This is a genomic window from Idiomarina sp. (assembly GCF_048265525.1).
Taxonomy (GTDB): Bacteria; Pseudomonadota; Gammaproteobacteria; order Enterobacterales; family Alteromonadaceae; genus Idiomarina.
Genome location: NZ_JBLXBI010000004.1, coordinates 132,239 through 152,004, shown reverse-complemented (window position 1 = coordinate 152,004; position 19,766 = coordinate 132,239). Strand labels below are relative to the sequence as shown.

Below are 19,766 nucleotides of genomic sequence, written 5' to 3'. Positions count from 1 at the left end.
ATGTCAGCTGCAATTTTATCCATGCTTGGACGCCAGTCCACGCAACCCTGGGCTCATGGCTCATTATTGGTTATTCACCCGGGTGGTGGCGAGTTAGCTGCCTTACCTAATGCCTCGGCCTGGAGCTTTCACGCTGGTCACGCTGCCTATTGGGAAACTGCCGGGAACCCGGTTTTTTGCCAAATTCAGCCACCGAACCTTAACAATTACGACGGTGTTTTATTTCTGGTAGCAAAGGAAAAAGAACTGAATCAGTACTTACTGGAACAGTTAGCGTCGTTGCCAACCGGCACTCCGGTATGGTTTGCCGGTGAAAAACGTTCTGGTATTCAACCTTTAATGAAACATTTGCCTGACTGGTTACAGCCGCCACAGAAACTAGCATCGGCAAACCATTGCCTGCTTTTTGCCAGTGAACGCAATGAGCATGTTCATCAAAGCGCCTCGATTGAAGATTACGCCAAAACCATTACTTTTGAATTAAACCAGCAACAGGAATCCTTTGTTACCTTGCCGGGCGTATTCAGCCGCGAACATATTGACCCGGCAACCTTACTGTTACTGCAACATATAAAAGATTTACCAAAAGGCCGGGGCCTGGATTTTGCCTGCGGTGCGGGAGTTATCGCTAAACAGCTAGCTTCGGTGGCCACTGAACTTATGGCCTGTGATGTGAGTCCCATTGCTATTGCCGCCAGTGAGATAACATTGGCCAAAGAACCAGTAAAAACCGAGTTGCGTTTAGCCGATGGCATACCGGACAATGCCGGACAGTTTGATTTCATTGTCAGTAATCCTCCGTTCCACACTGGACAGAGAACTGACTATGAAATTGCCCGTGAGTTTATTAGCAATGCCCGGCAACACCTTAATAAGCAAGGTGTTTTTAGAGTCGTTGCTAACCGTTTTCTGCCCTGGCCAGAGGTAATTGAATCGGTGTTTGGCAACTGCAGTGTTATAGCCGATGATGGCCGTTATCGTGTTTACCATGCAACTTGTCGATAAATAACCCGTTTTTTTGTTTAACTGATGCCTTTTTTGTTAACGCTTTGCTAACATTAGTAAACATATAATTTTTTCAGAGACTGAGCCGTAGACTGAATGCATACCATTTCACTGAAGCGCATACTAATTTATATCGTGTTGTTGGTCACCAGCTTCGCGCTTCTTATTGGTTTTACGGTTAATATTGTGAGCCAGGTTGCACAGTATCAGGAGTCATTACATGACCAAGCCTTATCATATTCCCGCATTGTGGCCGGCAACGCCGCCAGCAGCTTAGTTTTTAATGATAACGCGAACGAAAAGCAACGCCTGAGTTCATTAGAAAACACCTCGTTTATTCAGCATGTTCATGTCTACAAAATGGATGAAACCAGTAACGAACTGACCTTTTTCTCAAGTTATAATAAAAAGGGTCTGGCTCCTATTCCGGCGCGGTTCGCTAAACTGGATAAACTGACAACACCGCAAACTAACGACAATTACATTGAAGTTTCTCAGCCGGTGGTACTGGACGATGAAGTCATTGGCTATGTTTATTTGCGTGGTTCACTGGAACAGGCCCGTTTATTCATGTGGCGCTCAATTGCCATTGCCAGCGTGGTTTTTGTACTAACACTGTTACTGTGCTGGCTAATAACCCTGCGTTTGCGAAAAACCATTGTCACACCACTAGACAGCGTCGTTGATGTGATTTCTCAGGTTGCCCGGGATAAAAACTATTCGTTGCGCCTGGCGCCGTCAAAGCTGGTTGAATTTGATATGATGGCGCACGCATTTAACACCATGCTTGATCGCGTGCAGCAACACATTAGCCGCCAGCGCAGGGCTGAAGAAGAAGCCAGTCAGTTAAATACCGAGCTGGAACGTCAGGTTACCCAGCGCACTCAGGCACTAAAAGAATCCAACAGCGAGCTGCTTAAAACTCTGGAGCAATTACACCAGTATCAGGGGCAATTGGTTGAGTCGGAAAAAATGGCGTCGCTGGGGGACATGGTTGCCGGTATTGCCCACGAAGTTAATACACCAATAGGCTTGTCAGTTACCGCTTCCACTTTGCTGCAGGACAAATTAACGATAATGCAGGAGAAGTTCGACGAGAAACGAATTTCAACCTCAGAGTTCGAACGCTTTTTAAGTGATTGCGATGAAAACCTGCAAATTATTTACCGTAATTTGGGACGGGCCGCGGATCTGGTGACCAGCTTCAAGCAGGTAGCGGTTGATCAGTCATCAGAAATTGACCGGGATATTCATATTCCGTCGTTCATGAACGATGTTCTTATTTCAGTGAAACCCAGACGTCTCGACCCGGAGAAATTCCCTATCCGTATTTCATGCCCTGAGGGGCTGACTGTACGCGCTAAAGCCGGGCCGTTAAATCAGGTTCTGATTAACCTTATTGTCAATTCTATGATCCATGCTTTTGAGGGTTATAGCAGCGGCCGAGTGAACATCAGTTTTACTATGATAGGTGATGACAAGCTGGAAATGGTCTATACCGATAATGGTAAAGGTGTTCCCAGTGATATTAATCGCAAAATATTTGACCCTTTTGTAACCACCAAACGAGGCTCCGGAGGCAGTGGGCTGGGTCTGCATTTGGTCTATAATTTGGTGACTCAGGTACTGGGTGGGAACATTCACTTCTTTAGTGAGGAAAAGAACGGTGTAGAGTTTATTGTCCGTTTTCCTGTCACTTTGGTCAGCAATGCTTGAAAAATCTCAAACAAAAGTCATAATGTAACGTCATAACTTTTATAAATATAAGTTCAACACCGTACGCACAGCGACGAACTTTCCGGGAAAATCAACGCTTATGAATGCCAGAATACTGATTGTTGAAGACGAAGTTGTTACTCGCCAGACCCTCACACGTCTATTCCAACAAGAAGGCTACGAAGTTTTTGATGCTGCTGATGGCCTGCAAATGGAAAACATCATGCGTCAGGAACGTGTTGATGTCGTAATTATGGACGTCAACCTGCCAGGTAAGAATGGTCTGGAACTTGCCGAATCATTACGCGAAAGCGACAACATTGGGTTAATTTTCTTAACCGGTCGTGACAGCGAAGATGATCGCCTTTTAGCACTGGAGTTAGGGGCTGACGACTATCTTATCAAACCTTATAACCCGAAAGAGCTGACAATTCGCGTACGCAACCTGTGCCGCCGTATTGAAGCATCGCGCTCAGGCAGTCCGGTTGAAAATAACAGTGTTGAATTCCAGTTCCACGGCTGGCGCTTGAACAGTGACAGTCGCTGCCTGTACTCACCGGAAAACCAAATGTTCCGTTTGCCGAAAAGTGAGTATCGTGCGTTGGAGTTATTTTTATCTAACCCGGGTCGCATCCTTGACCGTGAAACTCTGGTTAAACGTATGCTGGATCGCGAGCTCCGTCCGAATGACCGTACTGTTGACGTTGCCATTCGCCGCATTCGTCGGCATTTCGAGTCTCACCCGGAAACACCGAACTTAATAACCACCATCCATGGTGAAGGCTATCGCTTTATCGGCGAGGTTGATCAGCAAGCTCAGTGATGCTCAGCTAACCAGGCATCAATTTGGCGTCGGTGCGGAATGACCGCATCGGCCCATTCAATTAATAAACGTTCAGCTACCGGCCATTCCCAGTCTTCTTTCTCAACCTTTTCCATTATCTCAGATAACGCAGTTAAACCGACTGAACCGCAAGCTCCTTTCACTTTATGTGCCTGTTTGCGCAGCTCGTCTTCGTTACGACCTTTAGCAGCTTGATGCAATAATTGCGCATAGCTTTGAATAATACCGTCAAAAGTCGTCAGCGTTGAATTCACGCCTTCAACACCTAAGGTATCGACGTACTGTTGTAATAGCTCGGTGTCTATCGCCGATTTTTCTGCCATCTTTTTATGCTCCATCAATCCAAAACCCTATCCTCGGCGTATTCCTGTTTTGAGTCAACCACTGTGCAGACAGAATCGATTAGGGCAATCGGTGTCACCTGGTGAAATTCTGCGATATAATGCCCACTTTTAGACTGAGCCTCATTGATCAAGATCAAATAGGCCGGACAATATTCACGACACTTGGAGTTCACAACGAATGCCAACAGTTATGCCCGACGTAGCCAACCAAACGCAGGCCCAGACAGAGGGAGCTCTCGATTGGGTTGGCATGAGCAATATTGAAGTTCCATTGATGGTAGCAGCAGCCGGCGTACCAGAACGCCCGGTAGCGGCTAAAGTGGAAGCTTTTGTCAACCTGAAAAACCCGAAAACCAAGGGTATCCACATGTCTCGCTTGTATTTGTTGCTGGACAAAATGTCGACCGAAGGTGAGCTCAGTCACGATACTTTAAAGCAACTGCTGAATGACTTTATTGAAAGTCATAAAGACATCAGTGATCAGGCCTTCATTAAATTTGATTTTGACTATCACCTGCGCCGCAAATCACTGATTAGCAAGAAGCAGGGCTGGAAAGCTTACCCAGTCAGTTTAACCGGCCGCTACGATGCGGGTCAGTTAAAGCTGGAGTTGTCTGTCGATGTCCCTTACTCATCGACTTGCCCTTGCTCTGCGGCTTTAGCGCGCCAGTTAATTCAGGATGCTTTTAGCGAGAAATTTGCCGGTCAGGAACAGGTTGATGCCAGCATCATGCACGAGTGGCTAGGTTCCACCGAAGGTATTGTTGCGACACCACACAGCCAGCGTTCTGTTGCTGAGGTTAAAGTTGCCTTAAGTGACAGTGTTAATGACTTTCCCATTGTGGAACTCATTGATGCCATTGAAGGGGCTCTTAAAACACCAGTACAAGCCGCCGTTAAACGTGAAGACGAGCAAGAGTTTGCACGGTTAAATGGACAGAACCTGATGTTCTGTGAGGACGCATCGCGTCGCTTACAACACCAGTTAAACCAGATGCCAAACTTCCGCGATTTCTGGTTGCGGGTTAATCACTATGAGTCACTGCACGCACACGACGCGGTGAGTGTCACGACCAAAGGCGTTCCCGGCGGTTACTCGGCATAACTGATTAAATAAATTCCATAAGCAGCCATAGCTGGCACAGCTTTTGCTTCACACCTCACAGAGCGTCAATTTTCTGATGAGGTGTGAAAAATGGAAATTATCCTGTTGTTGTTTGTTGTAGTGTTAATTGCGGTGGCTATTATTGCCAGCCGAATGTCTGAAAACTATGTACCCTACCCTTATAAGCTAAAAGACGTTTCCTTGTGCACCGCGCAGGAAGATCAGTTTTTGACACTATTGGAAAAGTCCGTCGGCGACAGCTTCCGCATATTCACCAAAGTTCGTTTAAGCGACATTGTTACCGTGCGCTCAGGTTTATCCTCTACCGCACGCAAAGATGCCCACAACAAAGCCAGCCAACGCATTCTTGACTACGTATTGTGTGACATTCACACCATGCAGGTTAAAGCGGCTATAGAGCTGGAGCCAGGTCAGTCGTCAATGAACCAGCAAAAACGTAACTTATTCCTGAAAAACACCTTGGCCGCTGCCGGACTACCTTTCCTGCGCTTTAAAGCGAAGCCCGGTTATCGCGTTGCCGAACTGCACGACTACATTCACGGTAAAATTCGCCAGTCTGAACATGTTCGCGCCGCGGTACCAACGAATAAAGATAAGAATAACCAGCCGATTGCCGCTTAACTTGCTCCGTGGCAGTATAGCTGCATGAATACGGAAATTTTAACCGACATTTTATTATCACCTGTTGCTCTGGCTCTGCTGGCTTTGCTGGCAGAGCGCTGGTTTCCATGGCCAGAGCAGTGGCACCCCTTTGCCGTTTTGCGGCTAATGGCCGCCTACATGAGCGGCAAGGTTAACAAGCCCAAGCGCCCGGTCGGTCAGCAACGCCTTGCCGGGTTTTTGGCCTGGTTAACTATGTCACTGCTGGTATTACTGCCAGCGGCCATTGTATTTGCCGGTGCTGAGGTTTCTTTGGCTATTGGCTGGCTAATATTACTGGTTAGCCTGCGTCAGCAACCCGTCAGTCATGCCGTTAAACTGGCCGACAGCCATCTGCAACGTGGCCGTAAAAACGCCGCCCGCGCCTGGCTAAGCCGCATAACCTGGCGCGACTGCGATTTACTGAGTGAACACGGCATTGCCAAAACCAGCATCGAACTGCGCGCGACCAGTATTCTGGAACATCGCTTTACGCCTTTGCTCTTTTGGTTTGTTGGTGGACCACTGGCGGCACTTGGGGTACGAACGCTTTCTGAGCTGACTCAGGTTTGGCCGGTTGCACAGGCACGGTACCGATATTTTGGCCTGGCAACACACTGGCTTCACACTATAACGCATTTCTTACCCTCATTTTTACTGGCCTTGTCAGCACGGTTTATGGCGCTATTTCAGCGTAATAAGTTCAAGCTGCAACCGTTAAAACGTAATCCTTTGTTCTCCACTATTTTACTCAGTTGGCTGCAAAGCTTCAGCTATTGCCACCGGGTCAGTTTGGGCGGACCTATACAAGTACAGGGAATTCGTATTGCGAGACAACGTTTTGAAGGCCGCGCTGCCGAGTTGTTAATATCGAGAGCCCCGCGCTGGCAAAGGCAGTGGCAAGGTTTTTTCATTGCTTGTCTGGTTATTGCACTTTTTGCCTTGTTCATTTATCGACCCTGAGTGACTCATCGGGTATACTACGCGCCCTAATAAGCAACCGTTTAATATTATGAAAACCATTGATGTAGTCGGCATTGGCAATGCGCTGGTGGATCAGGAGTTTGAAGTCTCTGAGGACTTCCTGCAGAAGCACGATTTAAAAAAAGGCATGATGGAGCTGATTGATGAAGATGCTCAAAACACTCTGATTGCAGAACTTAGCCAACTGGGCGAGTTAAAAAAGCAAAGCGGCGGTGGATCAGCAGCTAACTCGTTGGTGGCTTTCGCTCAATTCGGCGGCAAAGCCTACTACTGCTGTAAAGTTGCTGACGACGAAGCCGGCATGTTTTACCGTCAGGATTTAGAACAAATAGGCATAGAAACCAGCCTTCACCAACAGAAGAACCCGGGCACGACTGGTCGCTGTCTGGTTATGGTGACTCCTGACGCCGAACGCACCATGCGTACTCACTTGGGCATAACGGCCGATTTATCTACCGTTGAAATTGATGACCATGCCATTGCTGCAGCAGACTACCTTTATATTGAGGGTTATTTAATTACCTCAGAAATTGCGCGTGGCGCGATTCAGCATGCGAAAAAGGTAGCCCGGGAAAACAATACAAAGCTGGTTATGACCTGCTCTGACCCTGCCATGGTGAAGTTTTTCCGCAGCGGAATTGATGAAATTCTGGACGGTGGTGTCGATTTAATGTTCTGTAACCGTGAAGAAGCAGAATTATTAACAGGTAAGGACGATCCTCAGGCGGCTTTATCCGTATTACTAGAGCAGGCCGACACGGTTGCTATTACCTTAGGTAAAGACGGTGCTGTAATTGCCAACCGCGAACGCCAGGTGCATATTCCGGGCGTACCGGTTGAAGCCATTGATACCAATGGCGCTGGTGATATGTTTGCAGGTGCTATGCTTTATGGCTTAACGCGTAATATGTCGCTGGAAGACGCTGGTCGTTTAGCCAGTCATGCGTCTGCTGAACTGGTCACAAAGTTTGGCGCCCGACTGAGTAAAGACCTACAACAGCAATTAATTGAGCGTGTTATGAACGCTCAAACGGCTTGAATTTACTGAAAAATTCACTGACAGAAATCACTGAAAAAGAGAGTCGCTATGAGTGCAGAAAATTCGCAAGACTATAAAGTAGCAGATATTAGCTTAGCCGAATGGGGCCGCAAGGAAATTGCGATTGCTGAATCTGAAATGCCGGCGTTGATGACTATCCGCCGTAAATACGCTGACAGCAAGCCGTTGGCTGGTGCCCGTATTATTGGTTGTATCCACATGACCATTCAAACAGCGGTGTTGATTGAAACATTGCTTGAACTGGGTGCCGAAGTGCGCTGGTCGTCATGCAACATTTTCTCCACTCAGGACCATGCTGCTGCGGCTATGGCTGCTGCCGGTGTACCGGTATTTGCCTGGAAAGGTGAAACCGAAGAAGAATACGAATGGTGCTTGAAGCAGACTTGCCATAAAGACGGCGAGTTGTGGGATGCCAACATGATTCTGGATGACGGCGGCGATTTAACCCTGATGATCCACGATGAATTCCCGCAGATGCTGGAAAAAGTTCACGGCATTACTGAAGAAACCACCACCGGTGTTCACCGTTTGCTGGATATGCTGGAAAAAGGCACTCTGAAAGTTCCTGCTATTAACGTGAACGATGCCGTCACTAAGTCAAAAAATGACAACAAGTACGGCTGCCGTCATTCACTAAACGACGCAATTAAACGCTCTACCGACCACTTATTGTCAGGTAAGAAAGCTCTGGTCGTTGGTTATGGTGATGTGGGTAAAGGTTCTGCCGCGAGCCTGCGTCAGGAAGGCATGATTGTTAAGATCAGTGAAATTGACCCCATTTGTGCCATGCAGGCCTGCATGGACGGCTTTGAAGTGGTTTCTCCTTACCTTGAAGGCAAAAACAACGGTACTGGCGATAACATCAACAAAGGCTTGCTCGAAAACACCGATCTGATTGTTACCACAACCGGTAATATGGACGTGTGTGATCGCTACATGCTGGCCGCGCTTAAACCTACTGCTCTGGTTTGCAACATTGGCCACTTTGACAACGAAATTGATACGGCCTTTATGCGTAAAAACTGGCGCTGGGAAGAAATTAAGCCGCAGGTTCATAAAATTTACCGTTCAGACGACGACAACGACTACCTGATACTGCTGGCTGAAGGCCGTTTGGTGAACTTAGGTAACGCAACAGGTCACCCTAGCCGTATTATGGATGGTTCATTTGCTAACCAGGTACTTGCTCAAATTCACTTGTTCGAGCAGAAATTTGCCGACATGGAAATTAAACAACAGGAAGAATACCTGCGTGTAGAAGTTCTGCCTAAGCAACTAGATGAAGAAGTTGCGCGTTATATGGTGCAGGGCTTTGGCGGTGTTATCACTAAACTGACAGCGGATCAGGCAAACTACATTCACGTTGATGTGGAAGGTCCGTTTAAGACAGACGAGTACCGCTACTAATGAGCGATATCATTTATCGTGAAATAACGGCTGCCGATATGGCGGCCGTTATTGATCTGGCCAACGAAGTTCATGGTGACAACTACCTGAACGAAGAGAGCTTTCAACAATATTTAGCTGGTGGAACCGCGGGTAACGTGCAGTTGAACTGGATAGCTCTGCGCGGCGAGACTCCGTTGGGCGTGCGCATTACCCTGGCGCCCGGACAATGGCCAATTGATGATTTTTGCACCCCAGACGCCTGGCCCATTCCTGCCGAGAAGCTGTGCTACTTTAAGTGCGCAGCGGTATCAGAAAAGGCACGCGGATTAGGCATAGGCAAAGAACTGTTGTTCCGTAGTATTGAAGCCGCCAAAGAGCTGGGCTGCCGTGGTGGTTTAGCGCATATTTGGATGCAAAGCCCCAATAACAGCGCCTATGAATATTTCACCCGCTGCGGCGGTGAAATGATTAAGCAACATGAAAAGCGCTGGTACAAAGCCTCAGTAGAAGACGGCTACTATTGCCCAGTATGCGACGGCACCTGCTACTGCAACGCCGGCGAAATGCTGCTGAAATTCGATACGTAAGGCGGCGGTGAAAGAGCGCTGAGGTTGCATGGGCTTGGGGGCAGACTGCTCACTTGTTTCGCTTGAGCATTGAAGGCCTCTGTGGCGGAGACGCGACGAGCTCATCCATGAGGGCTTGACGAAGGCCATCCATGGCCTTCGACACTCCACCACAGAGGCCTTCAACACTCGTAACGCTCACAAGTGAACAATCTGCCCCTTTTGCTTCCCTCATAGCGGCTTAAGTTGGTTTTTTATATGAAGCGGGAGATAGTGAGCGCGCCAACGGTTACATAGGGCTATTGTGGAGGTGTGCAGCGCCATGGATGGCGCTGCCCAAGCCCTACACGGATGTATTCACGGGCGTCCTCCACAATAGTCCTTGTAACCTCAGCGCTCGCTGTCTTCCCTCTCCGTTTTTATAGGTGGGTGATTATGTATGATCCTTTGGTTAATGCGCCTCCGGGGCCTCATGATGCTCCTGAGCCTAGTTATTGGCAGCAGCATACGCAGGCCGATTTTCCGGAGTGTGTTCATGCGCCAGAGGAAGTGGAGTTTGCGATTATTGGGGCGGGTTACACGGGCTTAAATGCGGCTCGGGTTCTGGCTGAAAACGGGCACTCTGTTGCGGTGTTTGAAGCCAACCAACTGGCCTGGGGTTGTTCGTCGCGTAATGCTGGTTTTGTGATGAAAAGTACCGGCCGACTGGGCTTGTCAGCCTGGGCTGAGCGTCTGGGTTCAGAGGTTGCACGAGGCATTGCAGGCGAACATCACAAGGCACTTCAACTCATTGAAGAAACTTTGCGTTATTGCCCGGAGCAGTGCCAGCGCCAAAATGGCGGTTACTTGAAAATAGCGCACAAACCCGGCGCTGTTGAGCCATTAAAGCAACAGTATGAACAGCTCAGGCAGTTTAACCAACCGGTGGAGTGGCTGACTCAACAGCAATTGAGCAATCTTGTTTCCAGCCCGCAGGCCCATGCAGCATTACGCTTCACCGACTGCTTTGCTCTAAACCCTATGTTATTAGCTGCCGCCACGGCTCGACGGGCCGCGGCTGCTGGTGCGCAATTAGTTGAACATTGCCCGGTAACTCAGGCTGCGTCGCTTGGCGGCAAAGGCGTATACCTGCAAACCGTCAAAGGCGCTGTACGCGCCCGTAAGCTGTTGGTTTGTTCTAATGGCTATACCTCAGGGCAGTTACTGCCGGAGCTTGCCAGTCGCTCTCTAGCTGTGCTTTCGAGCATTATTACCACCCCACCTCTGAGTAAAGAGCAAATTGCGAGCATTAAGCTGTCACCTCAATACGCCATCATGGATACGCGCATTCTGAAGTACTACTTCCGCTTACTGCCCGATAACCGCTTGTTGTTTGGTGGGCGTGGTGCCATTCAGGGGAAAAATGCCGCTGACCCGGTTTATGCTAAGCGCCTGCTGCGAGCCTTGCATCAATCCTTTCCGCAGCTACGGGACATTAACAAGTGGGAGCACTTCTGGAGCGGCTGGGTCAGTGTTTCACTGGACGATTACCCGCGAATAGGCAAAGTGAAAGATAATATTTACGCCAGCATGGGCTACTGCGGTGCCGGTGTCAGCTTTACCGCCTTAGCAGGCCAGCGACTGGCAGAAGTCGCCATGGAACAGCCCCTGCCCGAGCTGCCTTACTACCAGTCTCAATTAAAACCCTTCCCACTACCACGCTTCCGCCGTCTGGGCCAATGGCTCTACTACCACTACGGCCTCCTGCGCGACTGAAGGTGAGGTGGCAGATAGAGAGCGCTGAGGTTATAGGGGCTACTATGGAGGACGCCCATGAATACATCCCTGTAGGGCTTGGGCAGCGCCATCCATGGCGCTGCACACCTCCATAGCAGCCCACTCTAACCGTCGGGCGCGCTCTCTATTATCAGCCACCTCACCCCATCATATTGGCCTACGAGCAGAATAAGCTCGGAGAGGACAGGTTATTCGCTTGTAAGCGTTCTGAGTGTTGAGTACTTCTGTGGCGGAGTGTCGAAGGCCATGGATGGCCTTCGTCAAGCCCTCATGGATGAGCTCGTAGCGTCTCCGCCACAGAAGTATTCAATGCTCAAGCGAAACAAGCGAATGGCCTGTCCCTACAGGCCGAAGACGATTTTTTCGCTTTTGAGCATTCGGGCTATGTATTTCATTAGAAGCAATGCGGCTGCCAGGGTGGCTACTGCGCTTATTACGGTTCCCATGACATTCACGTTCTCACCACGTATCAGCGACAAGAATGCCTGATGCTGTCCGGTTAACGGCAAGTAGTAGAGAATCGGATTTTTAAGTCGTGCGAATTCCACACCAAAAGACGCTGCCATTGGAATGATCAGCAAGAAGCTGATGTAGGTTTGTGCTTCTTTAAAGTTTTTAGCGCGGAAGGACACGAACAATTGCAGCGCGGTCGCAAGCAAAGCCAGCGGTACCAGCAAAACAAACATCAGTACCATCATACCTACACTGAAGTTCACATTCATGCCAATTTCGTGTAACGGAACGTAGGCAAATATAATGGGTATGAGTACCAGTGACAGTATTGCGCCAAACAATGAGAAGGTTGTTGCGGTTAGTGCTTTACCGGTAACAATGTCCCAGGTGCTTAGCGGTTGACTCAACAAAAATTCCAGTGAGTTACGCTCGCGTTCACCAGCACTAATATCGATAGCGACATTCATGCCAGACCAGAACACGGACAAAATAATAAACACCAGCACACTGCCCATAATCAAGGCCGCTTTTGAACCCCGGGTTGCCAGGTCCTGTTTTTGCAGTTGCACCGGTTGCATGACACGAGGATCAACACCCCGTAATGTCAACCGGTAAGCCGCTATTTGACTTGAGTAAGCCTGCACTGCTTGCTCAACACGTTTAATCTCGGTTTGCTGCTTTTGTGCCGACCAGTCGGCACGCAATGTTACCTCTACCGGTTCGGCTTTACTCACGTTCTCCTGCCAGTTTTCCGGTAAGGTTAATATTATCGGCGTTTCGGTTTTCGCCCAGTCCCCTTCTTTGGCAACAACACCACGTTCGCTCAGAAATTCAACGAGTTGAGGGGCGTTTTCTTTGCCTTCAATGGTAATTTCAACGTCCGCTGGATCGGTCAGTTGTGTTATCAGAAAAAAGAAGGCGACGGCCATTAGCATGGGGCCGAAAAACGCATAGGACATTGCCGCTAACACAGAGCGTTTGTCGCGAATTGCGTCACGAAACTCTTTTTTCCACACAGAAGTTAATGCACTCATTAAGCTGCTATCCCCTCGTCCGTACCGATAATTTTAACGAAGGCATCTTCCAGTTGTTGCTCGCCGGTCATGTCGCAAAGTTCCTGTGGTGTTCCTTCAGCTGCAACTTTGCCCTTTGCCATAACCACCACTCGGTCACATAGCGCAGCAACTTCCTGCATAACGTGGCTGGAAAACAAGATACAGGTACCCTGAGCGCGTTGTTCGCGCAGCACATCTCTTAAAATTCGGGTACTCATAACGTCCAGACCGCGGCTGGGCTCATCAAGAATCAAGTGCTTTGGACTGTGTACTAAAGCCTGAGCCAGCGCAACTTTCATCCGCTGGCCTTGTGAGAACCCTGCCGTGCGGCGGTCTGCAAGCTCTTTAATATCCAGCTTTTCTATCACCTTCTCAACCGCCTGCTTTTGCTCCGTGCCTTTTAGCCCGTGTAACCCGGCGAAATAAGCCACTTGCTCGCGCACGGTTAAACGTTCGTATAAGCCGAACTTATCAGGAAATATGCCGAGGTTACGGCGTGCACCAATAGGGTTTTGGTTGGCATCAACACCTTCAATCTCAGCCTTGCCCGTATCAGCCTGCAATAGCCCGTAAATAATCCGCAGACAAGTGGTCTTCCCGGCTCCGTTTGGTCCAAGAAGACCAGTGATTTGGCCGTCTTTTGCCTGAAAAGAGAGTGAGTCCAGCGCTTGCACATTTTTGAATGTTTTTGTCAGTGCATCTACGTTTATCATTATTTATAGCCCCGCTGCATTTTGGTTCAGCACAAATGGCTTAAGCCTTTGCTCTTCCAGGCAGCTACCTTCAATATTCTCGATAGAACCTTGCTCGATAAAGTCTGCAATAAGTGTATTAGCACAGGTATGGCTGGCAATAGTGTGTCCCGCGTTAGGGGCTACCAGGTGTTTGCTGTTAGGTAAGGTTCTATGAGCCATTTCGCCCCATTCCGGAGGAGTAACCGGGTCCAGTTCACCCGATAACAGCAGTACCGGTTTATCACTGACAACAGGATCGGACCAGTAAGCAGGGACACTTGATGACTGCCAGCCCGCACACATATCAACAAAGGCATCACCTGTTCGGCTACCAATAAACTGATTGTTACCGTCCTGCGCAAAAAGCTCCGGAGTAGCCCGGGGTAAATCTTCGCCACACACAACCGACAGCATAAGTCCGAGGTAAATACTGTTCTGCGACATAGTACCGCCCATCAAACCCAGTATGGCGTGGTAGTTTCCTGCAGCTGCAGAATGAATGGCATAGGGCAATAACTGACGAGTATTGGGGTGATATAAGGCAACACGGATAATTGAACTAAAACGCCCGGGAGTCAGTTTTATTTCCAGCGGCTCAAACGACAGAGGATCCCGCGTTTCCAGCAGTATATTCCCGGTTTCCAGCTCATTCATAACCTCATAATATTCTTGCTCGAGGTTAGGAAACTTCTCGTGACATGGGCTTTGTTCGGAACAATCCCTGAGCATTTCATCAAACGCATTGGCTCCGTGCTGACCGAACGGCCCAATAATGACCTGAGGCGGGGCGACAGCATCGAGGGTAGCCGTGCGAACTGAAGTAGGCGCTTCACGCAAATAGGTTAGCCCGACACGCGTTCCGTAAGAACCGCCATAAAGGTTCAGTTGCTCTATACCTAAATGCTCACGTACCCGTTCAAAGTCTTTTACGGCGTTAACGGTATGATATTGCGTTGTGTCTGTACCGGGATACTGTTCCTGACATTCTTGACTCAGGGCTTTAAGATCCTGCTCATCGTCAGCACGTATCAATTCATCCGGACGTTCAATGTCGCATTCAAGCGGATGACTTTTTCCCGTACCGCGCTGATCAATTAGAAGGATATCGCGTTTTTGACGCACCGATTCGAACATACGCGCTATCATTGGAGTTAACTCGGTCGCGGCCTGACCCGGTCCTCCGGCCAGAATCAGCATAGGATCGGCTTGCGAACCTTCCTGAACGGCCGGAAGAATAGCGTAGTAAATACCAATATGCTTACCGTCGGGCTGTTCGTAGTTTTCAGGAACTGAAACTGTGCCACAGTGCAGTTTCTCTTGCACGCCGGGTAAATAACAGCTCGAAGCTTCATTTGATTTTGTCTGTGCCTGACCGCTAAGCGGCACCAGACCCAGTAACAGTAGCGATAATGCCATCCATCGTTTCATAGCGATTCCGTTTATATATGCAACGGATCTATTGTCGTAGAGAACAGGGGAGAATTACAAGGTAAGTCACTGATTGATTTGTTAGAAGATGTAAAAAAGCCCGCAAAAATTGCAGGCTTTTAGAAGATAACTTTCTCGGTGCTAATTACAGGCCAGCGCGATCTTTAATTGCTACTGCAATTGCACTACTGCCATGACCGTTAGACTGTGCCCACTCGTAGTCGCCAGAAGCTTTCAGTTCGTCTACTGACAAACGACCAACAATGAACTCACCAATGTCTTGTGAACCATTCGACATGGCAAATTGCAATAAGCTCTGACCATTACACTGAATACCACTGTAAATATCGCGTACGCGTACACGAGCATCACGTAATTTTTTACGCATACGCATGGTGTCATCACCTTGTACGTATGTGCATAAGCTTAAGGCTAATTCATTTGCCTCTGCGCTCTTTGAAAAAGTTACGCCTGTTGCCGCAACGGCAGCCATCATGGTGCCTAATACAATTGCTTTCATCTAAAACCCCATCACAAGATTGTTCAAAAATTCATCAATATGATACTACGAACTCAAGCTTGCTGCAATGGCTTAAAATACATGTAAGTTACTGAATTTATAACTTCTTATTAACTTACTCTGTCGAAAATAAGAGTACTAAAGTTATGGGAGTTGCGCTCATCAGCGGCAAAGTTTTGCCGCTCTACCTCTTGCCAGTCGGCGACTTGATGGTAATCGGGAAAGTAAGTATCACCCTCAACATTTAATTCTATTTTAGTAACATATAGTCGGTCTGCGAGGGGTAAAAATTTCTCATAAATTTTTCCTCCGCCAATCACCATTAGTTCATCAACTGGACCAGCAGCGGCTATTGCCTGTTGCACCCCAGAAACCCAAATCACCTGACTGTCCTGATTTTCCGAACGATCCGTTCGACGACTTAGAACGATATTCTTACGCCCAGGCAAAGGACGACCTATTGACTCGAAAGTTCGCCGTCCCATAACAATTGGCTTACCTAAAGTAATTTTTTTGAAATATTGCAACTCGTCCGGAAGGTGCCATGGCATTTTGTTATCTTTTCCGATAACACGATTATCGGCCATAGCAACCACGAGTGATATTTTCATTCGGCGATACCCTTAATCCGTAGCCTGACGTTTACGCCAGGAAACAATATCTCACCTGACATGAATGTCAGCCTACTTCTGATAAATGACTTCGACGTCGTGATCATCATCATCATCGTCGTCATCTTCATCATCCATCTCTTCTTCAAGAACTTCTTCGTGGTATGTGTCCCACATAAACTCGACCGGATCGGCTTCTTCATGCTGCTCAGTGTCAGGTGCTGGCAATGTTTCAAGATAAGACATTACCTCACGACAAAGCGCATCACTGCCACGCCCTTCCAGAGCTGCAATTTGGAACACTGGACCGTCCCAGTTAAGAGATTTAACCAGCTCATCTACTTTTTCCTGGACCTCTTCGTCCAGCAGCAAGTCGACTTTATTGATGACCAGCCAGCGTGGCTTTTCTGCCAGTTTCGGGCTGTATTTTTCCAGCTCGTTGATAATAATACGTGCCTGCTCGGCAGGGTCGGTTTCATCAAACGGAGCTAAATCTACCAAGTGCAGCAATAAACGGCAACGCTCTAAATGTTTCAGGAATTGTATACCCAGCCCTGCACCTTCAGCCGCGCCTTCGATAAGACCCGGAATATCGGCGATAACAAAACTTTGATGCGGCGCCGGACTCACAACACCCAGGTTTGGTATCAGAGTAGTAAACGGATAGTCAGCCACTTTAGGTCGTGCTGCGGAAACCGAACGGATAAAAGTCGATTTACCGGCATTAGGCATACCCAGCAAACCAACATCAGCCAGCAACATCAGTTCAAGCTTTAGCGGACGTACCTCGCCAGGAGTACCATCGGTTTTTTGTCGTGGCGCACGGTTTATACTGCTTTTAAACCGCGTATTACCCAGACCATGGAAACCACCTTTGGCTACCATTAAACGCTGACCGTGTTTCGTCAAATCACCAAGAACTTCGCCGGTATCGATATCAGTAGCCCGGGTGCCCGGAGGAACTGACAGTACAATATCGTTGCCGCGTCTACCCGTACAGTTTTTACCCATACCGTTTTTACCGCGCTCAGCTTTATGAAAACGTTCAAAACGATAGTCGATAAGGGTATTCAGGTTTTCATCTGCCTGCAGATAGACGTCACCGCCGTCGCCACCATCGCCGCCGTCAGGGCCGCCTTTGGGAATGTATTTCTCGCGACGGAAACTGATACAACCATTACCACCGTCACCCGCGTCTACGCGGATTTCTACTTCATCAACGAATTTCATCGCAATCTGCTACTTATCACTTGTCGAATACTGTGCAAAATTCTAGCACATATGAAAAAGCCCCGCCGTAAGGCAGGGCTTTCAGAACCGAAACTTTTCAGTTTATGTTCGCGTTATTAGTCAGTAATAACACTCACAAATTTACGGTTTTTGCTGCCCTTCACTTCAAAAGACACTTTGCCTTCTGAGGTCGCAAACAATGTGTGGTCTTTACCAATGCCAACGTTACTTCCAGCATGGAACTTAGTACCACGTTGACGAACCAGGATGTTGCCTGCTAATACAGACTCACCACCAAAGCGCTTAACACCGAGACGTTTACTCTCTGAGTCGCGACCGTTTTTAGTAGAACCACCAGCCTTTTTATGTGCCATGTCGTTACCCCTTAATTAGCTGTTGATACCAGTGATTTTCACTTCCGTGAACCACTGACGATGGCCTTGTTGACGGCGAGAATGCTTACGACGACGGAACTTAACGATTTTAATTTTATCGCCACGACCGTGATCAATCACTTCCGCTTTCACTTTACCACCGGATACGAACGGAGCACCGATGTTTACATCGCTGCCGTCTGAAACCATCAAAACCTGGTCGAATTCAACTACATCACCGGTAGCTGCTTCCAGTTTTTCCAGGCGGACGATTTGGCCTTCAGACACACGGTGCTGCTTACCGCCACTTTGGAATACTGCGTACATATTATTCTCCACAACCCTATTGGGCATCCAAATTCAAATCAGGGCGCGAATTGTACGTAATCCCGCCGGCGATCGCAACCCTTAATTTGAACTTAAAAGCAGCGCCGCTTACCGCGGATTGAGTTTCCGCTCCGCTATAAATAGTGTACCATCTCTTTTCCGTTAAATTTTGTAAATAAACAGATATCTATGATGGATATGCAGTCCATTAACGCATTAGCCAAAGACGACATGCTTGGTGTTAATGCATTAATAGGTGAACAACTTCAATCGGATGTTGCCTTAATTAACCAATTAGGCCTTTATATTGTCAACAGTGGCGGTAAACGCTTACGGCCGCTGCTCGCCATATTAGCTTGTCGGGCTCTGGGTTATGAAGGTAACGATCACCGCAAACTTGCTACGATTATCGAGTTTATTCATACCGCGACTCTGCTTCACGACGACGTCGTTGATGAATCGGAACTGCGCCGCGGACGCAAAACCGCCAACGCAGTGTTCGGTAATGAAGCCAGCGTACTCGTTGGTGACTTCCTTTATACCCGCGCCTTCCAGTTAATGGTCGATTTAGACTCCCTGCGGATTCTGCGTATTCTAGCGGACGCCACCAACATCATTTCTGAAGGCGAAGTCTTACAGTTAATGAACTGTAACGACCCGGATACCTCAGAAGCCAGCTACTTTAATGTTATTTACGGCAAAACCGCCAAGTTGTTTGAAGCAGCTACAGAGTTAGCCGGTGTCTTAACCGCACAAGACGAAAAAGTAACCCAGCAACTGGCCGACTACGGTCGTTACCTGGGCACTGCTTTTCAGCTGGTAGATGATTTAATGGATTACACTGCGGACAGCGAATCTATGGGCAAGAACGCCGGTGATGACTTAGCGGAAGGTAAGCCAACGCTGCCGTTGTTATACGCTATGTGGCACGGCAACGAAGTAGAGCAAAAGCTGATTCGTGAAGCCATTGAACAAGGCGACGGGCGTGAGCACTTACAAACCGTGCTAACCGCTATGGAACGAACGGGAGCCTTGCAGTACACCCGCGACAAAGCCTTAGAAGCCGCCGAACAAGCGCGTGAATCCCTAAGTGAACTCCCCGACTCCGACTACAAACAAGCCCTGCTCACCCTAACCCACCTGGCAGTCGACAGGGTAGCTTAGAGGAAGGAAATGCCTTGGGGGGATCGGGTTCTGTTTCGGAGGACGCCCGTGAATACATTCCTGTAGGGCTTGGGTAGCGCCATCCATGGCGCTACACACCTCCGAAACAGAACCCTTCCCGCTTTAGGCATTTCCATTTAGCATCGCCATCCATGGCCTTCTACACTCCGCCATAGAAACCTTCAACACTCGTAACGCTCGCAATCCAACAGCCTGCCCCTTTTAACCATCTTCTAGCCTGATAATTAAAAAGCTAACACTGTGTATCAATTGGAACATTTGAGCGTACGTCTAGCTGGAAAAATATTGGGGAAGGTCAGTATTGGCGATACGCCATTGTGAGTTATCTGGAGAAAGTGTGCAGCGCCAAGGATGGCGCTGCCCAAGCCTTACAGGGACGTACTTGCAGGCGTCTTTCGGA

Annotated in this window: 20 protein-coding genes; 11 read left to right on the top strand and 9 right to left on the bottom strand. The window is 48.5% G+C overall.

Annotation, left to right across the window (positions count from 1 at the left end):
* The 3 genes from ACN0TF_RS09850 to arcA all read left to right on the top strand — a co-directional run bounded on the left by ACN0TF_RS09850 (position 1) and on the right by arcA (position 3,544).
* Entirely contained in the window at positions 1-1,005 is a 1,005-nt protein-coding gene (locus ACN0TF_RS09850; protein WP_417441776.1) for a methyltransferase, read from the top strand.
* Positions 1,006-1,101: 96 nt separating this feature from the next.
* A complete protein-coding gene (locus ACN0TF_RS09845) occupies positions 1,102-2,721 on the top strand; it encodes an ATP-binding protein (protein WP_417441775.1) in 1,620 nt (539 codons plus the stop codon).
* Positions 2,722-2,821: 100 nt separating this feature from the next.
* Positions 2,822-3,544 carry a two-component system response regulator ArcA gene (gene arcA / locus ACN0TF_RS09840; RefSeq protein WP_034818483.1) on the top strand — a complete coding sequence of 241 codons (723 nt, stop codon included), beginning with the start codon at positions 2,822-2,824 and terminating at the stop codon, positions 3,542-3,544.
* Here arcA and ACN0TF_RS09835 read toward each other — a convergent pair.
* On the bottom strand, positions 3,538-3,888 hold the full coding sequence (locus ACN0TF_RS09835) for an Hpt domain-containing protein (protein WP_417441774.1): 351 nt from the start codon (positions 3,886-3,888) through the stop codon (positions 3,538-3,540). The genes arcA and ACN0TF_RS09835 overlap by 7 nt on opposite strands.
* Positions 3,889-4,087: 199 nt before the next feature.
* On the opposite strand from ACN0TF_RS09835, the gene folE2 reads away from it, so the two are divergent.
* The 7 genes from folE2 (at position 4,088) to ACN0TF_RS09800 (ending at position 11,428) form a co-directional block, all read left to right on the top strand.
* The gene (folE2, locus tag ACN0TF_RS09830) at positions 4,088-5,014 is read left to right on the top strand and encodes a GTP cyclohydrolase FolE2 (RefSeq protein WP_417441773.1); all 927 of its coding nucleotides are present in this window, start codon (positions 4,088-4,090) and stop codon (positions 5,012-5,014) included.
* A gap of 90 nt (positions 5,015-5,104) precedes the next feature.
* Positions 5,105-5,656 (top strand): DUF2726 domain-containing protein, encoded by a 552-nt coding sequence (locus ACN0TF_RS09825; RefSeq protein WP_417441772.1) that lies wholly within the window; start codon positions 5,105-5,107, stop codon positions 5,654-5,656.
* Between the two features lie 24 nt (positions 5,657-5,680).
* A complete protein-coding gene (locus ACN0TF_RS09820; RefSeq protein WP_417441771.1) occupies positions 5,681-6,637 on the top strand; it encodes a cobalamin biosynthesis protein CobD/CbiB in 957 nt (318 codons plus the stop codon).
* 49 nt (positions 6,638-6,686) lie between these two features.
* Entirely contained in the window at positions 6,687-7,697 is a 1,011-nt protein-coding gene (locus tag ACN0TF_RS09815; RefSeq protein WP_417441770.1) for an adenosine kinase, read from the top strand.
* 48 nt (positions 7,698-7,745) lie between these two features.
* Complete coding sequence (gene ahcY, locus ACN0TF_RS09810; protein ID WP_417441769.1) at positions 7,746-9,125, top strand: adenosylhomocysteinase; 1,380 nt, start codon at positions 7,746-7,748, stop codon at positions 9,123-9,125.
* Positions 9,125-9,694, top strand: a complete 570-nt coding sequence (locus tag ACN0TF_RS09805) for a GNAT family N-acetyltransferase (protein ID WP_417441768.1) — start codon at positions 9,125-9,127, stop codon at positions 9,692-9,694. Before ahcY ends, ACN0TF_RS09805 begins: the two co-directional genes overlap by 1 nt.
* A gap of 414 nt (positions 9,695-10,108) precedes the next feature.
* Positions 10,109-11,428, top strand: a complete 1,320-nt coding sequence (locus tag ACN0TF_RS09800; RefSeq protein ID WP_417441767.1) for an NAD(P)/FAD-dependent oxidoreductase — start codon at positions 10,109-10,111, stop codon at positions 11,426-11,428.
* Positions 11,429-11,790: 362 nt separating this feature from the next.
* Here the strand turns inward: ACN0TF_RS09800 and ACN0TF_RS09795 are convergent, their stop codons facing one another.
* The 8 genes from ACN0TF_RS09795 to rplU all read right to left on the bottom strand — a co-directional run bounded on the left by ACN0TF_RS09795 (position 11,791) and on the right by rplU (position 18,181).
* Positions 11,791-12,936: an ABC transporter permease gene (locus ACN0TF_RS09795; RefSeq protein ID WP_417441766.1), complete on the bottom strand. Its 1,146-nt coding sequence runs from the start codon at positions 12,934-12,936 to the stop codon at positions 11,791-11,793.
* Positions 12,936-13,670, bottom strand: a complete 735-nt coding sequence (locus ACN0TF_RS09790; protein WP_110013603.1) for an ATP-binding cassette domain-containing protein — start codon at positions 13,668-13,670, stop codon at positions 12,936-12,938. Before ACN0TF_RS09790 ends, ACN0TF_RS09795 begins: the two co-directional genes overlap by 1 nt.
* Before the next feature lie 3 nt (positions 13,671-13,673).
* Complete coding sequence (locus ACN0TF_RS09785) at positions 13,674-15,119, bottom strand: alpha/beta hydrolase (RefSeq protein ID WP_417441765.1); 1,446 nt, start codon at positions 15,117-15,119, stop codon at positions 13,674-13,676.
* 145 nt (positions 15,120-15,264) lie between these two features.
* Entirely contained in the window at positions 15,265-15,639 is a 375-nt protein-coding gene (locus ACN0TF_RS09780) for a DUF3718 domain-containing protein (protein ID WP_011233740.1), read from the bottom strand.
* A 110-nt stretch (positions 15,640-15,749) separates the two neighbouring features.
* Positions 15,750-16,250, bottom strand: a complete 501-nt coding sequence (gene folA / locus ACN0TF_RS09775; RefSeq protein ID WP_417441764.1) for a type 3 dihydrofolate reductase — start codon at positions 16,248-16,250, stop codon at positions 15,750-15,752.
* Between the two features lie 72 nt (positions 16,251-16,322).
* On the bottom strand, positions 16,323-17,480 hold the full coding sequence (cgtA, locus tag ACN0TF_RS09770; RefSeq protein ID WP_417441763.1) for an Obg family GTPase CgtA: 1,158 nt from the start codon (positions 17,478-17,480) through the stop codon (positions 16,323-16,325).
* Between the two features lie 116 nt (positions 17,481-17,596).
* Positions 17,597-17,854 (bottom strand): 50S ribosomal protein L27, encoded by a 258-nt coding sequence (gene rpmA, locus ACN0TF_RS09765; RefSeq protein WP_417441762.1) that lies wholly within the window; start codon positions 17,852-17,854, stop codon positions 17,597-17,599.
* Between the two features lie 15 nt (positions 17,855-17,869).
* Positions 17,870-18,181 carry a 50S ribosomal protein L21 gene (gene rplU / locus ACN0TF_RS09760; RefSeq protein WP_253617821.1) on the bottom strand — a complete coding sequence of 104 codons (312 nt, stop codon included), beginning with the start codon at positions 18,179-18,181 and terminating at the stop codon, positions 17,870-17,872.
* 192 nt (positions 18,182-18,373) lie between these two features.
* On the opposite strand from rplU, the gene ispB reads away from it, so the two are divergent.
* On the top strand, positions 18,374-19,345 hold the full coding sequence (ispB, locus tag ACN0TF_RS09755; RefSeq protein ID WP_110013656.1) for an octaprenyl diphosphate synthase: 972 nt from the start codon (positions 18,374-18,376) through the stop codon (positions 19,343-19,345).
* Positions 19,346-19,766 lie beyond the last annotated feature (421 nt).

Coding starts and splice junctions, on each gene's coding strand:
- rpmA (WP_417441762.1), bottom strand. CDS start 17,854: ATGGCACATAAAAAGGCTGGTGGTTCTACTAAAAACGGTCGCGACTCA.
- rplU (WP_253617821.1), bottom strand. CDS start 18,181: ATGTACGCAGTATTCCAAAGTGGCGGTAAGCAGCACCGTGTGTCTGAA.
- ACN0TF_RS09820 (WP_417441771.1), top strand. CDS start 5,681: ATGAATACGGAAATTTTAACCGACATTTTATTATCACCTGTTGCTCTG.
- ACN0TF_RS09825 (WP_417441772.1), top strand. CDS start 5,105: ATGGAAATTATCCTGTTGTTGTTTGTTGTAGTGTTAATTGCGGTGGCT.
- ACN0TF_RS09795 (WP_417441766.1), bottom strand. CDS start 12,936: ATGAGTGCATTAACTTCTGTGTGGAAAAAAGAGTTTCGTGACGCAATT.
- arcA (WP_034818483.1), top strand. CDS start 2,822: ATGAATGCCAGAATACTGATTGTTGAAGACGAAGTTGTTACTCGCCAG.
- folE2 (WP_417441773.1), top strand. CDS start 4,088: ATGCCAACAGTTATGCCCGACGTAGCCAACCAAACGCAGGCCCAGACA.
- ACN0TF_RS09790 (WP_110013603.1), bottom strand. CDS start 13,670: ATGATAAACGTAGATGCACTGACAAAAACATTCAAAAATGTGCAAGCG.
- ACN0TF_RS09800 (WP_417441767.1), top strand. CDS start 10,109: ATGTATGATCCTTTGGTTAATGCGCCTCCGGGGCCTCATGATGCTCCT.
- ACN0TF_RS09845 (WP_417441775.1), top strand. CDS start 1,102: ATGCATACCATTTCACTGAAGCGCATACTAATTTATATCGTGTTGTTG.
- ahcY (WP_417441769.1), top strand. CDS start 7,746: ATGAGTGCAGAAAATTCGCAAGACTATAAAGTAGCAGATATTAGCTTA.
- cgtA (WP_417441763.1), bottom strand. CDS start 17,480: ATGAAATTCGTTGATGAAGTAGAAATCCGCGTAGACGCGGGTGACGGT.
- ACN0TF_RS09805 (WP_417441768.1), top strand. CDS start 9,125: ATGAGCGATATCATTTATCGTGAAATAACGGCTGCCGATATGGCGGCC.
- ACN0TF_RS09835 (WP_417441774.1), bottom strand. CDS start 3,888: ATGGCAGAAAAATCGGCGATAGACACCGAGCTATTACAACAGTACGTC.
- ACN0TF_RS09850 (WP_417441776.1), top strand. CDS start 1: ATGTCAGCTGCAATTTTATCCATGCTTGGACGCCAGTCCACGCAACCC.
- ispB (WP_110013656.1), top strand. CDS start 18,374: ATGGATATGCAGTCCATTAACGCATTAGCCAAAGACGACATGCTTGGT.
- ACN0TF_RS09785 (WP_417441765.1), bottom strand. CDS start 15,119: ATGAAACGATGGATGGCATTATCGCTACTGTTACTGGGTCTGGTGCCG.
- folA (WP_417441764.1), bottom strand. CDS start 16,250: ATGAAAATATCACTCGTGGTTGCTATGGCCGATAATCGTGTTATCGGA.
- ACN0TF_RS09780 (WP_011233740.1), bottom strand. CDS start 15,639: ATGAAAGCAATTGTATTAGGCACCATGATGGCTGCCGTTGCGGCAACA.
- ACN0TF_RS09815 (WP_417441770.1), top strand. CDS start 6,687: ATGAAAACCATTGATGTAGTCGGCATTGGCAATGCGCTGGTGGATCAG.